This is a genomic window from Mucilaginibacter sp. P4_G9, assembly GCF_056400985.1.
In genome coordinates this window covers 1-22,269 of record NZ_JBFUKF010000048.1, presented here as the reverse complement: position 1 = coordinate 22,269, position 22,269 = coordinate 1, and the positions used below count along the sequence as shown (strand labels likewise).

At 43.5% G+C, this 22,269-nt stretch carries 18 protein-coding genes; 6 read left to right on the top strand and 12 right to left on the bottom strand.

What is annotated here, in order from left to right; all coding sequences use genetic code 11:
- Window positions 1–151: 151 nt before the first annotated feature.
- From lpxA to AC1DPZ_RS06985, 4 genes are all read right to left on the bottom strand, one after another.
- Entirely contained in the window at window positions 152–937 is a 786-nt protein-coding gene (gene lpxA / locus AC1DPZ_RS07000) for an acyl-ACP--UDP-N-acetylglucosamine O-acyltransferase (RefSeq protein WP_477402182.1), read from the bottom strand.
- Window positions 934–2,340 carry a bifunctional UDP-3-O-[3-hydroxymyristoyl] N-acetylglucosamine deacetylase/3-hydroxyacyl-ACP dehydratase gene (locus tag AC1DPZ_RS06995; RefSeq protein ID WP_477402184.1) on the bottom strand — a complete coding sequence of 469 codons (1,407 nt, stop codon included), beginning with the start codon at window positions 2,338–2,340 and terminating at the stop codon, window positions 934–936. Before AC1DPZ_RS06995 ends, lpxA begins: the two co-directional genes overlap by 4 nt.
- Window positions 2,341–2,426: 86 nt before the next feature.
- A complete protein-coding gene (lpxD, locus tag AC1DPZ_RS06990) occupies window positions 2,427–3,470 on the bottom strand; it encodes a UDP-3-O-(3-hydroxymyristoyl)glucosamine N-acyltransferase (RefSeq protein WP_477402181.1) in 1,044 nt (347 codons plus the stop codon).
- A gap of 128 nt (window positions 3,471–3,598) precedes the next feature.
- The gene (locus tag AC1DPZ_RS06985) at window positions 3,599–4,840 is read right to left on the bottom strand and encodes an HD domain-containing protein (protein WP_477402180.1); all 1,242 of its coding nucleotides are present in this window, start codon (window positions 4,838–4,840) and stop codon (window positions 3,599–3,601) included.
- Between the two features lie 163 nt (window positions 4,841–5,003).
- Here AC1DPZ_RS06985 and porX point away from each other — a divergent pair, with 163 nt between their 5' ends.
- The 4 genes from porX (at window position 5,004) to AC1DPZ_RS06965 (ending at window position 14,110) form a co-directional block, all read left to right on the top strand.
- A complete protein-coding gene (gene porX, locus AC1DPZ_RS06980; protein ID WP_477402179.1) occupies window positions 5,004–6,557 on the top strand; it encodes a T9SS response regulator signal transducer PorX in 1,554 nt (517 codons plus the stop codon).
- A 698-nt stretch (window positions 6,558–7,255) separates the two neighbouring features.
- Window positions 7,256–10,600, top strand: a complete 3,345-nt coding sequence (locus AC1DPZ_RS06975; protein WP_477402177.1) for a transglutaminase family protein — start codon at window positions 7,256–7,258, stop codon at window positions 10,598–10,600.
- 23 nt (window positions 10,601–10,623) lie between these two features.
- On the top strand, window positions 10,624–13,176 hold the full coding sequence (locus tag AC1DPZ_RS06970) for a circularly permuted type 2 ATP-grasp protein (protein ID WP_477402176.1): 2,553 nt from the start codon (window positions 10,624–10,626) through the stop codon (window positions 13,174–13,176).
- Window positions 13,177–13,234: 58 nt separating this feature from the next.
- Window positions 13,235–14,110 carry a transglutaminase family protein gene (locus AC1DPZ_RS06965; RefSeq protein WP_477402175.1) on the top strand — a complete coding sequence of 292 codons (876 nt, stop codon included), beginning with the start codon at window positions 13,235–13,237 and terminating at the stop codon, window positions 14,108–14,110.
- A gap of 471 nt (window positions 14,111–14,581) precedes the next feature.
- Here the strand turns inward: AC1DPZ_RS06965 and AC1DPZ_RS06960 are convergent, their stop codons facing one another.
- Both AC1DPZ_RS06960 and AC1DPZ_RS06955 read right to left on the bottom strand, forming a co-directional pair.
- Window positions 14,582–15,679, bottom strand: coding sequence for a zinc-binding metallopeptidase family protein (locus AC1DPZ_RS06960; protein WP_477402173.1), 1,098 nt, complete (start codon window positions 15,677–15,679; stop codon window positions 14,582–14,584).
- 112 nt (window positions 15,680–15,791) lie between these two features.
- Complete coding sequence (locus tag AC1DPZ_RS06955) at window positions 15,792–16,355, bottom strand: dihydrofolate reductase family protein (RefSeq protein ID WP_477402172.1); 564 nt, start codon at window positions 16,353–16,355, stop codon at window positions 15,792–15,794.
- Between the two features lie 330 nt (window positions 16,356–16,685).
- On the opposite strand from AC1DPZ_RS06955, the gene AC1DPZ_RS06950 reads away from it, so the two are divergent.
- Together AC1DPZ_RS06950 and AC1DPZ_RS06945 are read left to right on the top strand one after the other, a co-directional pair.
- The gene (locus tag AC1DPZ_RS06950; protein ID WP_477402171.1) at window positions 16,686–16,820 is read left to right on the top strand and encodes a hypothetical protein; all 135 of its coding nucleotides are present in this window, start codon (window positions 16,686–16,688) and stop codon (window positions 16,818–16,820) included.
- Window positions 16,821–17,002: 182 nt separating this feature from the next.
- Complete coding sequence (locus AC1DPZ_RS06945) at window positions 17,003–17,374, top strand: hypothetical protein (protein WP_477402170.1); 372 nt, start codon at window positions 17,003–17,005, stop codon at window positions 17,372–17,374.
- A 342-nt stretch (window positions 17,375–17,716) separates the two neighbouring features.
- On the opposite strand, the gene AC1DPZ_RS06940 is transcribed toward AC1DPZ_RS06945, so the two are convergent.
- The 6 genes from AC1DPZ_RS06940 to AC1DPZ_RS06915 form a co-directional block, all read right to left on the bottom strand.
- A complete protein-coding gene (locus tag AC1DPZ_RS06940) occupies window positions 17,717–18,286 on the bottom strand; it encodes a dihydrofolate reductase family protein (RefSeq protein WP_477402168.1) in 570 nt (189 codons plus the stop codon).
- A gap of 105 nt (window positions 18,287–18,391) precedes the next feature.
- Window positions 18,392–19,267, bottom strand: a complete 876-nt coding sequence (locus tag AC1DPZ_RS06935; protein WP_477402167.1) for an alpha/beta fold hydrolase — start codon at window positions 19,265–19,267, stop codon at window positions 18,392–18,394.
- 296 nt (window positions 19,268–19,563) lie between these two features.
- Window positions 19,564–20,658: an MBL fold metallo-hydrolase gene (locus AC1DPZ_RS06930; protein WP_477402166.1), complete on the bottom strand. Its 1,095-nt coding sequence runs from the start codon at window positions 20,656–20,658 to the stop codon at window positions 19,564–19,566.
- 191 nt (window positions 20,659–20,849) lie between these two features.
- Window positions 20,850–21,353 (bottom strand): SRPBCC family protein, encoded by a 504-nt coding sequence (locus AC1DPZ_RS06925; RefSeq protein ID WP_477402165.1) that lies wholly within the window; start codon window positions 21,351–21,353, stop codon window positions 20,850–20,852.
- Window positions 21,353–21,670: an ArsR/SmtB family transcription factor gene (locus tag AC1DPZ_RS06920; protein ID WP_477402163.1), complete on the bottom strand. Its 318-nt coding sequence runs from the start codon at window positions 21,668–21,670 to the stop codon at window positions 21,353–21,355. Before AC1DPZ_RS06920 ends, AC1DPZ_RS06925 begins: the two co-directional genes overlap by 1 nt.
- Before the next feature lie 54 nt (window positions 21,671–21,724).
- Entirely contained in the window at window positions 21,725–22,105 is a 381-nt protein-coding gene (locus tag AC1DPZ_RS06915; protein WP_477402161.1) for a DoxX family membrane protein, read from the bottom strand.
- Between the last annotated feature and the right edge of the window lie 164 nt (window positions 22,106–22,269).

Sequence of the window (22,269 nt, the reverse complement as noted above, 5' to 3'; positions counted from 1 at the left end):
ATGTTATTTAGGGTGATGGTCATTAATTGTTCATGATTATTTGTCTGAACCGGAATTCATCGAATTTAGGAATTTCCTGAATTTCTCTTAAAACGGATCAAAAATTCTACTAATTCTTTAATTCTAAAAATTCGGGTTCAGACAAATCCAATTAAGAATTTCCAAACCCCTTCATGATGCCCCTTTGCGAATTTTGCAGGAAGTTGATGATCTCATCGCGTTCAACGCTTGGGGTAAATTCGGCTTCGATGATATCAAGAGCCTTACTTACATTATATTTTTTAAGGAACAGGATGCGGTAGATCTCCTGGATCTCGTTGATAGTAGCTGCAGAAAACCCCCTGCGGCGCAACCCAACCGAGTTGATCCCCACATAAGATAACGGCTCGCGACCGGCTTTGGTGAATGGTGGCACATCCTTACGTACCAATGAACCACCAGAGATCATGCTATGTGCGCCAATTTCAACAAACTGATGAACGGCCGATGATCCGCCGATAAAGGCGTAGTCGTAAACATTAATGTGCCCGGCCAATTGTACCGCATTGGCAATAATTACATTATCGCCTATAACGCAATCATGTGCCACGTGTACATAAGCCATCAACAGGCAATTGCTGCCAATAGTAGTGGTATTTTTATCCAGAGCAGTTCCGCGGTTAAGTGTTACGCATTCGCGGATGGTTGTATTGTCACCAATAGAAACGGTACTTTGCTCGCCCTTGTATTTCAAATCCTGTGGTGGTGCAGATATTACGGCACCCGGGAAAATACGGCAGTTTTTACCAATCCGGGCACCATCCATAATAACGGAGTTGGAACCGATCCAGGTACCCTCGCCAATTTCAACATCCTTGTGGATGGTTACAAAAGGTTCAATCACCACATTGTCGGCTATTTTAGCCTGTGGGTGTATATATGCTAAAGGCTGGATCATGCTTCTGTTCCTTTTACTTTTACAATTTGTGCCATTAATTCGGCTTCAACAACAACCCTTTCGCCAACCATGCCTACTCCCTTCATTGTGGCAATTCCCCGCCTTATGGGGGCCAGCAGGTCGCAAATATAAATAATGGTGTCGCCGGGCACTACTTTACTTTTAAAACGGGCGTTCTCTATCTTTAAAAACAAGGTAAGATAGTTTTCCGGATCGGGAACCGTATTTAAAACCAGGATTCCGCCGGTTTGTACCATACCTTCAATTTGCAGCACACCCGGAAAAATGGGGGCGCCGGGGAAATGTCCTTTAAAAAACTCCTCGTTAATGGTTACATTTTTCATGCCCACAACATGGTTTTTGGTCAATTCCAATATCTTATCTATCATTAAAAAAGGTTGCCTGTGCGGTAACATGCCCATAATTTCAACCGTATCAAATACAGGCTTCGCATTAGGGTCGTAAACTTTAACCTGCTTACGGCTTTTTTCTTTTTTAATCAGCGTTTTTATTTTTTTAGCGAAGGCCACATTAGCAGCATGGCCGGGGCGGGCTGCCATAATGTGTCCTTTCAAGGGTACACCTACCAGGGCCAGGTCGCCTATCATATCCAGTAGTTTATGCCTTGCGGGCTCGTTCTGGTGGCGCAGCTCAATGTTATTAAGTATCCCCTGCGGGGCTACATTAATATCTTTACGGTTAAATAGTTTGGCAAGGTGGGCAAGCTCTTCATCATCAACCTCTTTATCAACTACCACAATGGCATTGTTAAGGTCGCCGCCTTTTATCAGGTCGTGTTTTAACAGCATTTCCAGTTCATGCAAAAAGCAAAAAGTACGGCATGATGCTATTTCTTTTTTAAACTCGCCAATGGTTGATATACTGGCATGCTGGCTGCCCAGCACCTGCGAGTTATAATCAACCATACAGGTAAAGCGGTAATCATCTAAAGGCATGGCAACCATCTCTACCTTGCGGTCGGGCTCCGAGTAATGAATGTTATAGGGTATGTGATAATATTCGCGGTCGGCTTCCTGTTCAATCAAACCCGTCTCCAGGATAACATCAACAAACTGTATCGAGCTGCCATCCATAATGGGCGTTTCGGGGCCGTCCATATCAATAAGTACATTATCAACCTCCAAACCCACCAATGCCGCAAGTACGTGCTCCACGGTGTTTACAGTTGCACCATTTTGTGAAATAGTGGTACCGCGTGAGGTATCTGTAACGTTATCAACATCCGCATCAATTATGGGCGAACCGGGCATATCAACCCTCCTGAATTTGTAGCCATGGTTTTCGGGGGCGGGGTTAAATGTCATGGTTACCCTTTGGCCGGTATGTAAGCCCGTGCCCGAAACCGAAACAGGTGTTTTAATGGTTCTTTGTTTTACATTCATATTATTAGTCATTGGGCATTAGTCATTGGTCATTGGGAAATAGTTCATTATTGCCATCAGAAAACCTAATGACTAATGACCAATGACTATTGACTGCCCCTCTTTAATTCGGTAATTATTTTTTCTAATTCGTTTATTCTTTTTTCCAGTTCGGGCAGGCGGTTTATCACCACGTTTGAACGCATGTTGGCACTATAAAGTGTGGCCGGGCTGCCCGCCCATTTTTTTCCTTCTTCGGTAATGCTACGGCCGATGCCCGATTGAGCCTGCACCTGGGTGCGGTTTGCAATAGTGATGTGGCCTACCAAACCAACCTGGCCGCCCAATATCACATTTTCGCCAATCTTGGTGCTGCCCGATATTCCTGTTTGGGCCGCAATAACTGTATTAGCGCCAATCTCTACGTTATGGGCTATCTGGACCAGGTTATCCAGCTTTGCACCTTTACGTATAATTGTGGAACCCATAGTAGCCCTGTCAATAGTTGTATTTGAGCCTACCTCCACGTCATCCTCTAAAATCACATTGCCTATTTGCGCAACTTTGGTATAGGTGCCGTCGGCATTGGGCGCAAAGCCAAAACCATCGCTGCCTATCACAGCACCTGAATGTACAATAACATTGTCGCCTATAACGCAATCAAAGTAAACTGTAACRCCCGAAAACAGGGTAACATTGTTTCCTATCGTCACGTTATCGGCAATGTTAACATTGGGATAAATTTTACAATTGTCGCCAATTTTTGTGTTAAGGCCAATGTAGGCAAATGCACCAATATACGGTTCGGCGCCTATTTGTGCCGAGGGATGGATGAAGCAGGGCTCTTCAATGCCTTTTTTGTTGAGTTTGAAGGTGTTATATTTTTCAAGCAGAACCGAAAACGAGCTGTATGCATTCTCTACCCTTATTAAGGTAGCGGTAACAGGAGCGGTAAGCCGCAGGTCGTTATTTACAATAACAACAGAAGCGTTTGTAGTATATAAATACTGCTCATACTTAGGGTTGGCCAAAAAAGAAAGGCTGCCGATTGTGCCTTCTTCTATTTTTGCCAGTTGATGAACGGTTACCGAAGGATCACCTTCAACAGTTCCGTTGAGCAGAAAACTTATATCCTGGGCAGTAAATTGCATCGACAAATTTAAATGTTAAAATTAAAGCAGCAAATTAATTAGTGAGTGGTGAATTGTGAGTGGTGAGTTATTCTTAGTTGTTGATAAACAGTATGACGTATTTTAAAACATCAACTACTCACCATTCACTACTCACCGCTCACTTCTATCAATTCCTTACTATAACAAAGTATGTATTTTTTTACGGTTTTAGCTAATGCCTCTAAATTTGAGTTATCGCTTGCCGTTGTAATGTCATGTACCTGGCCATCCTTCATCAATATACCAATGTTGCCATCGCCGGCAGTATAGGCATTGTTGCGGATGGATGTGGTGAAAACAAAGTATTCGGCATCCTGCTTGCTTACACCATATTTTTGCATGGCCTTTTTGGTAAGCGTATCTACAAATGCTTTATCAGGCTGTTGATTGCTGATATCAACATGATAAAGGTTGCGCTGCACCAGGCTTTGCGATAGCTTGGATAACACAAAATCAGGATGCCCGGCCCAAACTTTTACTGCCGACATGATATCAGTATCATCCAGGCTGGCAAAAGTATCAAGGTGATGGTCTTCATTCATGAAAGCATCCCTGCTGATGCTGTTTTTTATAAAATGCTTCAGGGCGGGTGTAGCAAAAAGGTCTTCGCCCTTTAAAGCAAGCTCGCGGCAGCGTTTAAAAACTTTTCCCAGCAATTCCTCGCCGGCAATTACGGTTTTATGCAGGTAAACCTGCCAGTACATGAGACGACGGGCTATCAAAAACTTTTCTATCGAATAAATACCTTTCGCCTCAACCACTATATGGTCGTCTTTAACATTCAGCATTTTAATGATCCGGTCAGAGCTGATCACACCTTCGGATACACCGGTAAAAAAGCTGTCGCGGTTCAGGTAATCAAGCCTGTCCATATCTAACTGACTTGATACCAGCTGATGAAGAAATCTGCGGGGGTAGGTATCGTTGAAAATACTGATAGTCATGGCCAGCCGCCCGTCAAATTGCTCGTTAAGCTTATTCATGAGCATAGATGATATATCCTCGTGGTTGATGCCTTCAATAATGGTACGCTCCAGCGCGTGCGAGAAAGGGCCATGGCCAATATCATGCAGTAATATAGCAATGGTAACGGCTTCCTCTTCTTTTTCGCTTATGTTGTGGCCTTTGTACCGCAAGGTTTCAATAGCCATATCCATAAGATACATAGCGCCCAGTGCATGATGGAAGCGGGTATGGAGCGCGCCGGGGTAAACCAGGTGCGTCATCCCCAATTGCTTGATATACCTTAGTCTTTGAAAGTAAGGATGTTCAATCAGGTCGAATATCAGCTCTGTGGGGATACTGATGAAGCCGTAAACCGGGTCGTTTATTATTTTCTTTTTATTCAATGGACTCAATAAAGTGCAAAAATGTAAAACAAAGGTAAAATAAGCGCCCGATGTTTGTTAAATTTTGTTAATACCTTTACTCAATCACAACAAAACCGTCTCTTTGGGGTTTACTGTCTGAGTCGGAATTATTTCTTATTCAGACTATTTAAGTACAGATACTATGCAAGATACAACCATTTTATGGGCTGATGACGAAATTGACCTGTTACGACCACATATACTTTTCTTAAACGAAAAAGGCTACAAGGTTACAACCGTAACCAACGGTAATGATGCTGTTGATACTTTTAAAAATAACTATTTCGACCTGGTTTTCCTTGATGAGAACATGCCCGGCCTTACCGGCCTGGAAACGCTGCAGCAAATAAAAAACATTAATAACGATGTCCCTATTGTGCTGATCACCAAAAACGAGGAAGAATACTTAATGGAGGATGCCATCGGTTCAAAAATTGATGATTACCTGATAAAACYGGTTCACCCTAAGCAGATACTGCTCACCATTAAAAAACTTACCGAAAACAAGCGCCTGGTTACCGAAAAAACCACCATGGCCTACCAAATGGATTTTCGCACACTTGGTATGACGCTGAATGATAACCTGAGCCACCAGGAATGGGTTGATGTTTACAAAAAACTCATTTACTGGGAGCTGGAACTGGAAAAACTGGAAGATGCCGGGATGCACGAGATATTGACCATGCAAAAAGCCGAGGCCAATATGCAGTTTTGTAAGTTTATTGAACGCAACTATTTAAACTGGATCAAAAACCCGGATTTGGCGCCTACCAGTTCGCCGCAGCTGTTTAAAAAGAAAGTATTCCCTAAGATGGATGGCAAGGGCCCATTGTTTTTTATACTGATAGATAACCTGCGGTTCGATCAGTTTAAGATCATCAACCCCATAATATCAGAATATTTCAGGCTGGAAGAAGAAGATACCTATTACAGTATTTTACCTACAGCTACCCAATACGCCCGTAACTCCATTTTTAGCGGGCTTATGCCTTTGGATATGGAAAAAAGGTATCCGCAAATGTGGCAAAATGATGAGGATGAAGGCGGTAAAAACCTTTTCGAATCTGAATTTATTGCCGATCATTTAAAACGGGTATTAAAAAGAGACTGCAAGTACTCGTATCATAAGATCCTTAACATCGACGAAGGCCGTGCGCTGAATGAATCGGTAAGTAATTTGATGAATAACGAATTGAATGTGGTTGTATACAACTTTGTTGATATGCTGTCGCATGCACGTACAGATATGCAGATGATCCGTGAACTGGCAAGTGATGACGCGGCATACCGGTCATTAACCCTGTCGTGGTTTGAACACTCGCCGTTGTTCGACCTACTTAAATTTTTAGCGCAGAAACAGGTAAGGGTAATTATTACTACCGACCACGGTACCATCCGCGTAAAAAACCCAAGCAAAATTGTGGGTGACAGGAATACCAATACCAACCTGCGTTACAAACAAGGTAAAAACCTTAATTATAATGCCAAGGAGGTGTTTCACATTCGTAACCCACACGATGCTATGCTGCCAAAGCTACACCTAAGCTCAAGCTTTGTGTTTGCCAAGGAAGACAGCTATTTTGTGTACCCGAACAACTACAACCATTTTGTTAATTTTTATAACGAAACCTTCCAGCATGGCGGTATCTCGTTAGAAGAAATGATCATCCCGGTAGTTACTTACGGGCCGAAATAGGAGCCCCTCTAAATCTCCCCTGAAGGGGAGACTTTAAAAACAAAAAGGAGGCCAATCGCAAAATGATTGGCCTCCTTTTTTAAGCGTCATAGCTTCGTGTTTTGTAATGACGGGCGATGGGTTTTAAAAGCGATCTGCTAAATGAGATCAAAAGGATTTTACAGCCGGGACAAGGCAGCGCCAAAAGATGAAGAACGCTGAGGTAAGAAAACTGCGGGGGCCGGTACACTTCAAAACCTATGGATTAATGGCGCCCTATGTTTTACGAAAGTGGGGAGTATTATGTACTACAAACTGGAAGATATCAACAAGATATTGATGGGTGAGGGCAAATGAAATTGCAGAAAGAAATCTGGAAAAAACCGGCGGGTTATGCAAGCTTGCTCAAGTCGCTTGGAAAAGGACAATAGGTTGTTACCAACTCACTCAGCCGGTTCAGGCTTGTTTGTCTGCTGGCGGCGAAATTGGTTTGTAAGTTCGTTTTAAACTTTCAGTTTCGCCCCGCCTTTCGTCACCCCTAAAACACTGCTATCAATCCTCCACAACGGTTTGGTTGCTAACCAAAAAATGAAGTAACGGCCAAAAGCCAGATCCTTTTTTGCGATATTCATATTAATTTAAAAAATATATAATAAAATGTGCATTTTATTGCGCGTTTTATTATTAATAGGCTATGTTTATAACACAAAAAGCTGTTTATGTCAATAAAAGTAGCAATTCGTCATTTTACAAGTTATAAATACGACCGTCAGATAACACTTTCACCCCAGGTTATCCGGTTAAGGCCCGCGGCGCATTCGCGCACCATGATCAAAGGCTATTCCTTAAAAATACTGCCCGAAAAACATTTTATAAACTGGCAGCAGGACCCTTTTGGCAATTACCTCGCCCGGATCGTTTTTCCTGAAAAAGTGAACGAGTTTGTTATTGATGTAGAGGTGATAGCCGATATGGTGGTAATTAATCCGTTCGACTTTTTTGTAGAGGAATATGCCAATCATTACCCTTTTGCGTACGAAGATTCGTTGCAAAAGAACCTGGTGCCTTACCTCGAGATTACAGAACGCGGCCCGCTGCTGATGGACCTTACCGAAAAGGCCGCCGATCTGCTTAAAAAAAATACAATCACACAGGATTTCCTGGTTAGCCTTAACAGGATGCTGTACCTGGAAATTTCATACAACATCCGGATGGAGCCGGGTGTACAATCATGCGAGGAAACACTGCAACTAAAATCGGGCTCATGTAGGGATACCGCCTGGCTGTTTGTGCAATTGCTAAGGCATTTTGGCCTGGCCGCCCGCTTTGCATCGGGCTACCTGGTACAGCTGAAACCCGATATAAAATCGTTGGATGGGGCGTCGGGCCCCGAACAGGATTTTACCGATCTGCATGCATGGACAGAAGTATACCTGCCGGGCGCAGGATGGGTAGGCCTCGATCCTACATCGGGTTTATTTGCCGGTGAGGGGCATATTCCATTGGCCTGTACCCCCGATGCACAGAGCGCGGCACCCATTAGCGGCATGGCCGAACCCTGTGAAACCGAATTTTCTTTTGAAAACACCATTACCCGGATTGAAGAAAAACCGCGGGTAACCAAACCATTCTCGGACGAGCAATGGGATGATATTTTGGCCCTCGGCGATAAAGTTGATGAAGAGTTTGCCGCTAATAATGTACGCCTTACTATGGGCGGCGAGCCAACTTTTGTATCGGTAGATAACAATGAGGCGCCAGAATGGAATTCGGCGGCAGATGGGGAGCATAAACGCCGCCTTTCAAACATCTTGTTCCACAAGCTTAAAAACGAATATGGTGAAGGCGCCCTGATGCAATACGGGCAGGGTAAATGGTACCCCGGCGAGCCATTACCCCGTTGGAAACTGGCCTGTTACTGGCGTAAAGACCATGTACCGTTGTGGAACAATGATACGTTGATGGCCGATCTGTCAAAAGATTACGGCCTTGGTCCAAAGGATGCCAAAAGCTTTATGCGATTACTTACCAATGAATTGCATATCGATACTAAAAATATAACAGCTACTTACGAGGATCCTTTTTATTTTTTGTGGGAAGAAAGCAAAACCCCGATAAATGTTGATCCGCTTAAGGTGGACCTGAAATCGCCGCTGGAGCGCCAGAAACTGGCAGAGTTGCTAAATACCGGCCTTAATGAGCCTGTAGGTTACGTGGTACCCATTAAATGGGATCTGGAAAAAAGTAACTGGCAAAGCTGTAAATGGTCGTTCAGGAGGCAAAATTTATTCCTTGTTCCTGGCAATTCGCCGGTAGGCTTACGTTTACCTTTAGATTCGGTGCAGTATTTTGATCCGGCAAAGCAGGAGGAATTACCAGAAAGAAGCTTGTTTGCAGATGTAGATGCATTACCCGAGGGTGATAGGCTTATTCCGGTTACCGGCGCTAAATTCAACAATAGTAAAATAATTTTTAAAACCGCCCTGGTGGTTGAGGTGAGGCAGGGTAAACTCTTTATCTTTTTCCCGCCTACAAGCTATTTTGAACATTATTTATACCTGGTAAATGCCGTTGAGCGTACAGCCGCGAAACTGAAAATGCCGGTGTTGATAGAAGGGTATGACCCACCGTCGGATAATCGCGTTACCAAAATGATGATCACGCCGGATCCCGGGGTTATAGAGGTGAATATTCACCCGGCCGCGAGCTGGCGCGAACTGGCTAAAAATTACGATATTCTTTATAAAAAGGCGGCCGAATCGCGCCTTGCTACCGAAAAGTTTAATATTGATGGGAGGCATACGGGTACCGGCGGCGGTAACCATGTAACACTGGGCGGAGAAGTTCCGTCTGATAGCCCATTGCTACGCAGGCCTGATATTTTGCGAAGTTTTATTACATTTTGGCAGCATCACCCCTGCTTATCGTACCTGTTTTCAACCCAGTTTATTGGCCCAACCAGCCAGGCGCCGCGGGTTGACGAGGGCAGGATGGAAACACTTTATGAATTGGAGATCGCCTTTCAGCAGGTGCCGGACCGTGCCGAGAACGAAGTGCCTTTTTGGTTGGTCGACCGCATTTTCCGTCATTTTTTGACAGATATAACGGGTAATACCCATCGGTCGGAGTTTTGTATCGATAAACTTTATTCGCCCGATTCATCAAGCGGCCGGTTGGGCATCCTGGAGTTTAGGGGATTTGATATGCCGCCGCATTACCGCATGAGTATGGTGCAGTTTCTGCTTATCAGAACGCTGCTGGCCTGGTTCTGGAAAACGCCATACAACCATAAGCTGGTACGTTGGGGAACCGAGCTGCATGACCGCTTTTTGCTGCCGCATTACTGCTATAAGGACATGACCGAGGTGGTGAATAGCCTGCGCGATGCCGGTTACGGTTTTGATATCTCCTGGTTCGAGCCATTCTTCAGCTTCCGTTTCCCATTCCTCGGCGAGTTGCAGGTGGATGATATCAATATCGAGATCAAAATGGCCATTGAGCCATGGCATGTACTGGGCGAAGAAATGTCGAGCACAGGTACATCCCGTTTTGTGGATTCATCGCTGGAGCGCATCCAGGTTAAAATATCCGGGCTTACCGATTCGCGTTATACCTTTTTGTGCAACGGGTTAAAAATTCCGCTAAAAAGTACCGGTGTACAGGGCGAATACATTGCCGGGGTACGTTACAGGGCATGGCAGCCGCCATCGGCACTGCACCCAACCATTGGTACCGATACCCCACTGGTATTCGATCTGTTTGATACCTGGACACAAAAATCAGTAGCTGCATGTCAATACCATGTATCGCACCCGGGCGGGCGCAGTTATGATACCTTCCCGGTAAACAGTTACGAGGCCGAGTCGCGCATAATTTCCCGCTTTTTTGATTTTGGCCATTCGGTTAACCTGGTTGAGCCGGCGGTTGCCCAACAAACAGCCGGGGGCAGGTTTGTTACCAAAATGAATATCCTTCCGCAGTATACTATCACCAATGAAGTGGTTAGTCCGGAGTATCCGTATACCATGGATTTGAGGCGATATAAAAATGCCAGGAATTTGTAGCGAAAAAATAAGAAATTTGGAGAATGATTGAGACCTACCTGGAGCGGAACGGTAAAACTGCAAAACCTTTTTTTGATGAGCTTGCCGCACCCGAAGGGGTGGTACGCGAGCATTGGAAAAAGCTTGCACATGCTTACGATGAGCTGGGCATTGAAAAAATGGCGCAGCGAAGCAGGGAAATTAGCCAGGAGCTGCGGGATAATGGTGTTACCTATAATGTGTACAGCGATCCCGATGGCATTAACCGCCCCTGGAAGCTGGACCCTGTACCTATGGTTTTTAGCCAGCAGGAATGGGAAAACATCGAACGTGGCCTGGTACAGCGTGCCGAATTGCTGAACCTTATTTTATCGGATATTTATGGTGAACGTAAGCTGATTAAAGAGGGGTTTATTCCCCTTGAGATGGTGTTTACGCATAAAGGTTTTTTGCGGCAGGCCGATAAGATCAAAATACCGGGCAAGTTTCAACTTATCCTATACTCCGCCGACCTTGTGCGGGGGCCGCTTGGCAAAATATGGGTGCTGCATGACCGCACCGATGCACCATCAGGCGCAGGCTATACGCTGGAAAACAGGGCCGCTATGACCAGGGTGTTTCCGGATTTGATTCGTGAAAACCAGGTGCGTAAAATTTCATCTTATTATCAAACGTTAAAAAATACCCTTACCAGGCTCGCTTTACAAAATAAAGAAAACCCGCGTGTGGTACTTTTATCACCCGGTACCGCTAATGAAACCTATTTTGAGCATGCCTACCTGGCATCATCCCTGGGTTTTACACTTGTTTTTGGCCAGGATTTAACCGTAAGCGATGGCTATGTATGGCTAAAAACTTTAAAGGGGCTTGAAAAGGTTGACGTTATTGTAAGGCGTGTTGATGATATTTTTTGCGACCCGCTTGAATTTTTGGGCGATTCGCACCTCGGCGTAGTTGGGCTGATGGAAGCCGTAAGGCAAAAAAAAGTGACCATTATTAATCCATTAGGCGGCCGGATATTAGAGAACCCCGGGTTAATGGCATTTTTGCCGCGCCTGTGCAAACATTTGCTAAACGAAGAATTGATTTTACCATCGGTGGCAACCTGGTGGTGCGGGCACGAAAAGGAAAAAAAATATGTGCTTGATAACCTGCCCTTTCTTATTATCCGCTCCATTTACAGGAGTAACGAGAACTTGCCATACATCGGCAGCGAACTGAGCAAAAAACAAATAGACGAGCTTAGGAAAGAAATAAACACCCGGCCGTATTTATATGTGGCCCAGGAAGTTGTGAGCTTCAGCACAACGCCATCACTTATTGGCAACAACCTGGAGGCCTGCAACGCCGTTTTCAGGAGCTACATTGTGGCCGATATGGAGAAGGAGGTTTATCACGTAATGCCGGGCGGCTTATCCCGCAGCTTTCCGGTTAAAGGCGAGTTTATTATTTCAAATCAATCGGGCGGTATCAGTAAAGATACCTGGGTGCTTGGCCCATCGCCGCAAAGCCAGGCTAAACCAGTGGCAAACCAGCCGATATTAAGGCGGGTTAAAAATATTTTGCCAAGCCGTACAGGCGAAAGCCTATTTTGGCTGGGACGCTATCTTGACCGGGCCGTAAGCAACGTGCGGATGATGCGTATCGTGCTTAAAATTTACAACGAGCGCGATGATGAAATTCATCCCGAAACAAATCAAACCCTGGTAATACTGCTTAAAAGTTTAAGCACCTTAACGGGCACCGTTCCCGGTTTTGCCTCGCCAGACCAGGCCAAATTGCGGCAGCCCGAAAAAGAACTGCTATCCCTTGCGGTTGAAACAGGCCGGGCGGGCACCCTGGCACAATCCCTGCAGTCGTTTTTAACCAACGGCTATGCCGTGCGCGACCGCTTAAGCCTGGATACCTGGCGGATATTGGACAGTATATCTGAAGAGTTTGAGCTGATGAAGGAAAACGGTAACGATCTGCGGAAGATATATCATAATCTCGATCAGTTTATTATCAAGCTAATGGCTTTTATCGGCCTTAATAATGATAACATGACCAGGGCATCCAGCTGGCGGCTGCTTAACATTGGCCGTTTCTTAGAGTCATCCCTTAATACCTGCACCATATTACAGGCGGCGTTAACCAATAATGTAAAGCCCGATGTAGAAAAGCAATTGATGGAACTGGTGCTGATGTGCCACGAAAGCCTGGTTACTTACCGTTATTTGTACCGCTCAACGCTGCAACTCCCGGGGGTGCTTAATTTATTGCTGGTTAATGAGGATAATCCAAAATCGGTAGCTTTTTTAATTGCAAAAATTGATGAGCACCTTACCCATTTGCCTGATAACAGTAACGAGGGCGGCCTTAGCCCGGCACACAAAAAGCTGCTGGAGGCCTTAACCATGATCAGGCTGTGTGATGTTAACAGGATGGCAGGATCGGGCAATACAAATGATTTCAGCAAAAAGGAACTTAGCAGCTTTTTACATCACCTTATCACCGTATTAAGCCAGGCATCAACTCTTATATTTGAAACCTATTTTAGCCCTACCCAAAGCCAGTATAGTTTTGTAAAAAGTAATAATACACTGCCCGAATTATGAGAACTTATTACATGACACTATTTGTTTTAAACCGGGGATTTAAAAAACACCCAGGCTCATGAAATACCAGGTCACCCATATTACCCGGTACGAGTATCAGCTGCCTGCATCATTGTGCCATAACCTGGTTTACCAGGTGCCTGTTAATCATGCTTTTCAGCAGGTAGAGAAGGTGCATTATCAAATTTATCCGGTTCCGCATTTCCTGGTAACCAGGGAAGATTTTTTTAACAATAAGTTTATCTATTTTTCTATCGAGGAGTTTCATCAGAAACTGAGTGTAGAAATAAAAAGCGAGGTTACGATAGCAGAGCCGGTATGGATAAATACGGTACCGAAAAACACCATGCCCTGGGAAAGCGTGGTAAGGTGGCTGCAAAGCACAAATGCCGAAAATGATATCAGGCAATTTTACCTCGAATCGGACCATGTGGTGTTTATACCCGGTATCCAGGAGTATGCATTAAAGTCGTTTACTCCCGGCAGGCCTATCATGGATGCCATGCTTGATCTGAACGCCCGGATATTTAATGATTTTGACTTTACGCCTGGCTTTACTGACGTAAGTACAAAGCTTGAGGAGGTTTTTCTGCATAAAAAGGGCGTTTGCCAGGATTTTGCACATTTCGCCCTGGCCTGTTTGCGCTCTATAGGTTTATCGGCCCGTTACGTAAGCGGTTATATAGAAACCCTGCCTCCCCCGGGGAAACCTAAATTATTTGGCTCCGATGCCTCACATTCCTGGATAGCCCTGTACATCCCTAACGTTGGGTGGACGGAGTTTGACGCCACCAATAACCTGCTGGTTAACGACCGGCATATCCGTACGGCTATTGGTCGCGATTTTGCCGATGTTGTGCCGCTTAAAGGTATTGTTTACAGCGGCGCCGGCCAGCGGATGTATGTAAATGTGGATGTGAGCAGGGTTGAATAGGGGGGATTGGTATTTGTTAATCATATCGATACTTAAAACCGTTGGCATCTTCTTTTATTAAAGATCTAATGAACAACCTTTTCTCCGCTAAACTTCTCAGAAGCTGTTTAAAAATAAAAAAACAGGCCGTCATTGCGAGGTACGAAGCAATCCCCGACTATGCAGATCGGATTTGCAAAGCTACTTTGTAAGGTGGGGATTGCTTCGTACCCACCCATGACCTGTTTGCAAAAAAAGCCTTTTGTCATGCTGAACACAGTGAAGCATCTATTATTCGCCATGCCTCTTCGCCCTGTACAGTCTGCGAATAGATCCTTCACTGCGTTTAGGATGACAAACCTTTTAAAACGTCATTCCCCCTTCAGAGTTTCATGAAATTTTACCACCCGACGGGTGGATATATGATTCATTAGAAGGATAAAAACATTAATAAATCAAATTTAAACAGTTTCCCCCTCCGCGAGGCTTTTTTTAATTTACACGCGAAGCAAAGCAAACTTTGTGTATAAAGCTAAGTTTCTCCACCACCTTAGGTTGAATTACAAAAGGGTATAAATCCTTATTGCCCATACTGCGGTTCATGCTGTTCACAGCAAAAGTTAATGGCAGCCACATATCAAGTAGCTGCTTAAAGTTTTGCTGCTTATAAGGGCTTGAATTTATGTTTGCTACCAGGCTGCTGTTTCTGTTGGCAATGCGTGGAGCTACCCGCATGCCAAAGGCGCCGGCTGTTTCAAGCGTGTCGGTAATATGAAGGTAATGCGCCCAGGTTTCGGCCCAGTCTTCCCATGGGTGAGCGCTGGCATACGCGCTAATGAAATTTAAATTCCAATTGGCCGGGGCGCCCTGGTTGTAATGGCGTTGCAGGGCTTGTTCGTAGTTCTGCCGTTCATCACCAAATAATTCACGGTATTCATTAATAAAGGAGCTATCTGCTACCAGCCTGTCCCAATAATAATGGCCAACCTCGTGCCTGAAATGGCCCAGCAACGTACGGTAAGGTTCGTTCATTTGCTTACGCGATAGCTCGCGCTTATCATCGTCGGCCTCGTTAACGTTAAGAGTTATCTGGCCGTTTTCGTGCCCGGTTAAAACCTTTTGAGCCGGGTTTATATCCGTCAAAAAATCAAAGCTCAGGCCTTTTTCCACATCCTGCAGTTTACTCACCAATGGCAGTTTCAATTGCAGCAAACTATAAATCATCCTATGTTTGGCAACCTCAATTAGTCCCCATTGCCTTAAGTGTTCATTGTCGGATAAATCGGGTACCATATGGTTCAGTTCGCATGCGCGGCAATAAGCTTTCGGGTCATCGGCCGGTATCAGCCAGTTACAAACACCAAACCCCTGGTTTTTGCAATACTTAAATTGCGGCTGTTTACTATTAAGCAATCCGCCAATAAAAGGCATTTTATTATTGTGTAAATGGTAAAGCCCATTATTATCATTTACTAAAGTAACCAGGTTTAAATCAGCAGCAATAAAGCCCAGGGCATGCTTACAGCATTCGCACAAACTGTTTTCAAAATATAACAATTGACCGCAATTGGTGCATTTAAATAATTTCATAATCCATTTTAAAGCTGTGGGTTGTCGAACAGCTTGTGGATTAACAGATTATAAGGTCGTGGGTTTGGGAAATGAAACAAATATTATTAATTTTTAACCTATTAAAATCCTGTTATTTTTTTATTTCGTAACATAGTTCCACCATTCCGCTTTTGTAGGCTTTCACATCTTTTAGGTGTAATGCTTGTTCTTGTCCTATTTGGTCAAAAAACGGCGTTCCGTCACCTAAAATAATTGGCAGAATTGACTGCCTTATTTCGTCTGCTAAGTTTAAACGAATGAAATCCTTAGCAAGTTTAGCGCCTCCTACAAGCCAAACATTCTTGTATTTTGGTTTTAGTCGCTCATTCACAAGCTTGTACAGGTCGCCCTCATAAGTTTCAATGTTCTGCCTTTCAATTGGCAGATTTCGGTGAGTTAATACAATAGTCGGCACGTCTCCGTAAACCCAGCCATACGATTTTGAAAGTTCCAAAGCGTGTTCATATGTGTGGGAGCCCATTACATAGCAGTCTATCGTTTTAAGAAACTCCTCCGCATCCTGTTCGGTAATATTAACCCCTTTTTCATAGTTGTCAGCTGTCTCAAACCACGAAACGCTATTGTCTTTTTTGGCGATATAACCATCAAGACTTGAGACCATATGTATGGTTATTTTAAATGTGTCCGTTGCCATTTAAGTGTTATTTGCGAATATGCGTTGTAGAATTGTTGTTGGTTTGCTGCGCAGGATTTTTAAGGTCAGTGAAGGACAGTCCGCCTCACAAATGTAGAAAAAAGGATTGCTGTTGCCAATACGCTCGCTAACTCTTTAATTGGATTGGAAATCTCTTTAAACAGAAAAACCTGGTATTTCTACCGGGCTTTGTGGGAGTTACTGTACATATAACGAACCATTTCCATTCTGATTTGCGTTTAATAGTAGGTTTTGAACTGATAGTTTTTTTTGGGTCAAATTACTATTAGTGTTTATTTATCATATTGTTTAATTTAAAATATAATGATCATGGAGGATATTAATTTTTTGGTCAAACTGGGTAAAAAACAATATATGACCAATCTCTTAACAAAGGGAGAATTGTATTTTAATACCTATCAACACTTTAGAACTCAAGAAGAAAAGAAAAAATTGCCATTATAAAGGCTTTTGAAGAAAATACACAGCCCCCAGCAGAATATTCACGCCCTTACAGACGTGACAATTATGAAGGATTAAAAAAAAAGTTAACAGGTTCAGTAAAACTAACAGTTAAAGAAAAAGTATATTCAATCGAGAAAGCAAACCTCAATATTTTTCAAAACGAGCTATCTCATTTATACTCCATGTATTCCATTGACAATAGAATAGTAAATAAAAATTATTTATTTGATAAAAGAAATATGCAGTTTGGAGAATGTGCTGTGTTTATTAAAAACCCTAAAGAGTTTATTAATAGAATTAAAATGGAATTTGCAAATGATAAGCTTGAATGTAAGTATTCCCAGGTTATTTACTATAACGAGAATAATCGCCCCACTAAATTAACACCATTTCATAAATTATCATATTATGACTTTCAAAATGAATTTCGGATAGCAACAAATCTTAAAAGTTCTAATGCATATAAACTTACGATAGGAAATATTGAAGATATTGCTTTAATTATTGAATCTGAGAAATTATTAGATATGCGATTGCATATCGAAGGCAATTAACGTGATCAGTGTTTGCTTGACCCCGGTATTATCCCGACTACTAAAATAAAAAGCCTTCAGATTTTCATCTAAAGGCTTTTTATTAGAAATTCCGAATAGTTTTTCACACTATCGTAACATTCTGCGAAAATTTATCGTGGGTGTTACTGGTGACCCTTTCGATGTAAAATCAGGATGCCTTGAACCAACTGAGCTAAACTGCTGTAATGAGTTTTTCAATCATTTCACGGCTTTTCCATGTTTTAATCTGCTTTTCACATTTCAGTGCAAATTTTATCTTGATGCCCTTCCCTCCATAATAATAAAAATCTCGCCCGCTCAGCAGCCTAAGTCAATAAAATATTAGGATTTCAGCGGTCCAACGTGTCGATAAGTGTTGATGAGCAAACCCGTGGGCGTGGTTTTCGAGTCAACAAAAGCAAGTTCCCGGGCGTCAATACTGTCCGACAATAAGCGTTTACCCCGGCCAAGCAAAACCGGGTAGGTGATGAGCACAACCTCGTCGGCCAGTCCCTGGTCAAGCAACATGGATGTTAGCGTCGAACTTCCCACAACGATCAGGTCGGGGCCGTCCGTTGACTTGAGATCGCGGATCGCCTCTATAACGTCCTCGTCCAAATGCTGCACCGGACCCCATTCCAGGCTGTCGGGCCTGTGGGTTGCAATGTGTTTGGTTGCAGCGTTTATAGCATTTGCCATTGGGAAATCTCCGGCATTAGGCCAAAAGCCACTAAATATATCGTAGGTGTGGCGGGCAAGCAGCAGGTCAAAGTTCGGCCCATATGCCTCCAGGAGGGATGCCGCCCCGGCAGGGCTTCGATAGGGTGTAGTCCATGCGCCATAGGTGTAGTCTCCGTCATGCTCTATCACGCCATCCAGCGAGATGTGTTCAAAAATTCTGATTTTTCTCATTTGTTTATAATTGTTTTAAGATAAATTTTACATCAATATTCCCCTGTTAAGGTTATTCAATTTGAAAATATTCACCGGGTATCTATCGAATCCCAGGTACGGTTTTTATTGTAAAAAGCCATCCAGATAACCTAAAATAGTTTTCGTCTGCATCATTAGGCTGACATGCCCCTGCGCAGGAACAATGGCTAAATGTGATTTTGGCATCGGCCCCAAATCGGCGGATACGCCACCTCCCAGTAATTGGTAGGTTTTCATCAACTCCACTTTGTCCAGGCCATCATTGTCGCCTGATATAAGCAATACCGGCGAAGTAATTTTCGCAATATTGGCATCACCCACGTCAAAAGGCACCCCGGCAAAAGCAATCATTTGTTCAATGAACTTTGTCCATTTTGTTTTGTCGGGTGCTACTGCATCATAAGCCGCTTTCATAGGAGTATTGTTAAAAAATTCAGGCTTAAAACCTTTAAACCCATTATTTATAACGGGCAGCCAGCCACTGGTTTTGTAGGTAGAAGAAATGATCACTAATTTTCTTACCCGTTTAGGGCTTTTTACTGCCAACTGGTAAGCTATGGAACCACCCATACTATATCCTGCAACATCAGCACTATCAATTTTTAAAAAATTCATTACTCCTTCCACATCACTTGCCAGGGAAGCAATGTCTAATTTTCTGTCGGAAAACGGGGTGTGCCCATGTCCCTGCAATTCAATAGCAATTACCTTTCTTGTTTTTGACAATTCGGGTATTAATTGCCCCCAATTCATTTCAATGGTATAAAATGCACCATGTAGCAAAACAAGAGGCTTACCCTCACCATATACCTCATAGTAAACTTTAATGCCATTAACAGGCGCATAGCCACTGTTTACAGGTTTAAGCTGCTGGCCATTAGACTGAAGCACTGCAAAAAACAGAATAGCGATTAATAGTACCGGTTTGAGGATATTAAATCCTTTAATTGCTCTTTTCATAATGCGTTATTTAAATTATTGATTTTATTAACAATACAAAGATCGAAGCATTTCAGGATTTTACGCTGTGTAAAATTGACAAATCGAGGGGTGGATCGCGACAAACAACAACTACTATAAAAGGCCAGATGATTTGAGAAGGGTCATATTATGGAGGAAATGCGAAAAGCCGGTAATAAGCGGAGGAGCAGGCGGGATAAAGTTTCCTAAGCTAAAGTTCAAGTTTTGTTGAGTCCTGACAGCACTTATGCTGATTGCCTGGGCTTAGGCTACCGGTTAGTTATTAGCTCAAATAATTATTTAAAATCCCACCAGACTACGTTCCTGGGTGGATCTCCCAAAGTATAAGGCTCCCCGATACGCGGAACGTTTACCTGGATACCCAGCTTTTCGGCGGCGGGCAGGAGCTTTTCTATAGGTTCGTTCCAGGGATGATCCGCTTCCACAAACTTAGCCCAGTGGATAGGCTGCAGCAAAGAAGCCTGCAGGTCAACAGCGGCCTGGGCAGCCTGCCCAAGGCGCAGATGTGTCCACGGCCAATTCGGACTGTATTGTCCGCATTCCAGCAGCGCCAGATCAAATGGGCCATATTGCTGGCCTATTTGTTTAAATTGTGGCCCATAACCGCTATCGCCACTGTAAAACAGCCGGTAATGCTCTGCTTGTATCACATAAGATGCCCAAAGTGTTTTATTTTCTTTAGTATACGAACGGTTGCTGCGGTGCTGCGCCTGCGTAGCTGTAACTTTGAGGCCACCAGGCAGCGTGACCGATTGGTCCCAATTCAATTCGATGATCTTTTTAGGATCAAATCCCCAGTACACCAGATCTGAACCTACACCCATTGGCACTACTGCCATTTTAATATGGTCTTTCAATTTTTTCAGGGTGCGATAATCCAGGTGATCATAGTGATCATGGGAAATGATCAGCACATCTATCGGCGGCATATCCTCGGCGTGATAATGCTTAGTGCCTTGAAATGCCGTAACCAATCCAGGCACCGGTCCGGCATGGTTGCTAAAAATAGGATCGATGAGTATATTACCCTGGTCGGTTTTGATCAGCAAAGACGAATGCCCGAACCAAACGATGGTCGGTTCAGCAGCAGCCAATGTCTTCAAATCAGTTTTAACCCATGGCAGCCCGTGAGAAGGCCTGATGGTTTGAGGGCGGCTGTGGAACATATAAAGCAACCGGTTGCGCTTGACTGTCGAGTCGGACCGTTCAGCCAAATTTTCGAAACCGCCATTTTTGTAATTAGGCAAGGCCTCCAACCGGGTAAGCTCTTCGCCCTCCGGGTTTTTACCCATTGACTTTACCACACCACAGCCGGCGATTACCGTCAGCAGCAGCGCGGCCATCCCGATCGCCAAACAACTCCTTTTCATTCCCTACAAAAGGTTACTAACGCTTAGATCCGCTGATTATTTCATTAATGACTAAATTAGGGAATGTGCCATGGGGCATTTGAGTCGTTTTAACCTGGAATTGCCGTTAGCCTTTAGTCGAAAGTTTTAAGTTCGAAGTATCGGTTTTTAGCTATAAAAAAGGTTGTAGTTTAAAATGGCGATCTTGTTGCTTATTTTTTTAAGATTAATAATAATTCATCAAGTTTTTGCAGTGTTGCCATCATTCCTTGCTCCATACCCATTTGAATAACAGCTTCTAAATCTGAAAGCGATTTGTAGGTGACGATAGTTTCTACCAAAGCGTTTTCTCCCTTGTCGGTAAAAGTTACCAGCCACTCTGCAAGGGGCAGGTCTTTATTTATTTCCCCTTCTGCATTACTAAATGCATCTGATGCTATATAGTAGTCAATGGGTTTTATTTTCAGGTAGGCTGTATAGCCCCAGTATTCTGTGCCGTTTGGTTCTACCATTGCATAATGCCAATGGCCGCCCTCGCGGAAGTCCATTGATTTTGTCTTGGTGGTTAAGGGTTTGGGAGCGAACCATCGGTCAAGCAATTCACTTTTGGTGTAACAGTCCCAAACTAATTGCCGGCCGGCTAAAAACTCACGCCTGATCGTCAGTGTATTTTTTTCCTTATCTGCAATGAAGTCGAAGTGCAAGTTGTTTTTCATTATTTTTTATATTTAATAATTGCTAAAAGGTCGTCGAGTTGTTGGAAGCGCGTCTCCCAGATCTCGCGGAATTGTTCCAGCCATTTGTCTATTTCTTTCATCTTGTCAATTTCAAGCTGGTAATATATCTCCCGACCCTGGTGTTGCTGGTTCACCAGTTCACATTCGGTTAAAACCCTTAGATGTTTTGAAATTGCCTGCCGTGTTGTATCAAAATGCTCGGCAATAGCATTCGGTGTCATTGCATGTATTGCAATTAAAGTAATGATAGCCCTTCGTGTCGGGTCGGCTATCGCCTGAAAAATATCTCTTCTCATTAAAGTGTTCTTATACTGGCTTGAATTATAAGGATCAAGCTTATTAAAAAAGAATTATCGCCTTATCATATGCAGGTACTTTTCCCTATTGTCAATAATTACCCAAAGAATAATTGCGATCAATGCCAATACAATAGGTAAACCCGATGGGGCCATACTAATGTTGGCCAATAGAATACCGGTTAAAACAGGTACGATAATAATAGCACCAAGCGCCCTGGTTCTCCCAAAGATCAACAACAAACCGCCAAGGATTTCCGCGGCACCTACCAGCGGCATTAGCCAGCCTATTTCCATAAACGCCTTCCCTGCTTTCACCATTTTCTCCGGCATTTCTTTAGGCATCGGCATATAATGAAAGAATTTGTCCAGGCCCGCATTGATAAACATCAGGCCGGTTAGCAGGCATAAAATAAAGAGGATTTTACTTTTCATGATTATTTATTTAAATAAGAAACTAATTGGTTGCAATATATAAGCAACTGATTGGTTTCGCAAATTTTTTTCAAAAATTTTTAGTCGGTAGTTATGCCTTCTTTGAGTACCATAAAAGTACAAACTAAAAACTGGTACCCACATTGGTACCATAAACATTGAGA

Coding starts and splice junctions, on each gene's coding strand:
- AC1DPZ_RS06955 (WP_477402172.1), bottom strand. CDS start 16,355: ATGGCAACGGACACATTTAAAATAACCATACATATGGTCTCAAGTCTT.
- AC1DPZ_RS06950 (WP_477402171.1), top strand. CDS start 16,686: ATGGAGGATATTAATTTTTTGGTCAAACTGGGTAAAAAACAATATATG.
- AC1DPZ_RS06945 (WP_477402170.1), top strand. CDS start 17,003: ATGTATTCCATTGACAATAGAATAGTAAATAAAAATTATTTATTTGAT.
- AC1DPZ_RS06970 (WP_477402176.1), top strand. CDS start 10,624: ATGATTGAGACCTACCTGGAGCGGAACGGTAAAACTGCAAAACCTTTT.
- lpxA (WP_477402182.1), bottom strand. CDS start 937: ATGATCCAGCCTTTAGCATATATACACCCACAGGCTAAAATAGCCGAC.
- AC1DPZ_RS06940 (WP_477402168.1), bottom strand. CDS start 18,286: ATGAGAAAAATCAGAATTTTTGAACACATCTCGCTGGATGGCGTGATA.
- AC1DPZ_RS06995 (WP_477402184.1), bottom strand. CDS start 2,340: ATGAATGTAAAACAAAGAACCATTAAAACACCTGTTTCGGTTTCGGGC.
- AC1DPZ_RS06960 (WP_477402173.1), bottom strand. CDS start 15,679: ATGAAATTATTTAAATGCACCAATTGCGGTCAATTGTTATATTTTGAA.
- AC1DPZ_RS06930 (WP_477402166.1), bottom strand. CDS start 20,658: ATGAAAAGGAGTTGTTTGGCGATCGGGATGGCCGCGCTGCTGCTGACG.
- AC1DPZ_RS06935 (WP_477402167.1), bottom strand. CDS start 19,267: ATGAAAAGAGCAATTAAAGGATTTAATATCCTCAAACCGGTACTATTA.
- AC1DPZ_RS06920 (WP_477402163.1), bottom strand. CDS start 21,670: ATGAGAAGAGATATTTTTCAGGCGATAGCCGACCCGACACGAAGGGCT.
- AC1DPZ_RS06965 (WP_477402175.1), top strand. CDS start 13,235: ATGAAATACCAGGTCACCCATATTACCCGGTACGAGTATCAGCTGCCT.
- AC1DPZ_RS06915 (WP_477402161.1), bottom strand. CDS start 22,105: ATGAAAAGTAAAATCCTCTTTATTTTATGCCTGCTAACCGGCCTGATG.
- AC1DPZ_RS06975 (WP_477402177.1), top strand. CDS start 7,256: ATGTCAATAAAAGTAGCAATTCGTCATTTTACAAGTTATAAATACGAC.
- AC1DPZ_RS06925 (WP_477402165.1), bottom strand. CDS start 21,353: ATGAAAAACAACTTGCACTTCGACTTCATTGCAGATAAGGAAAAAAAT.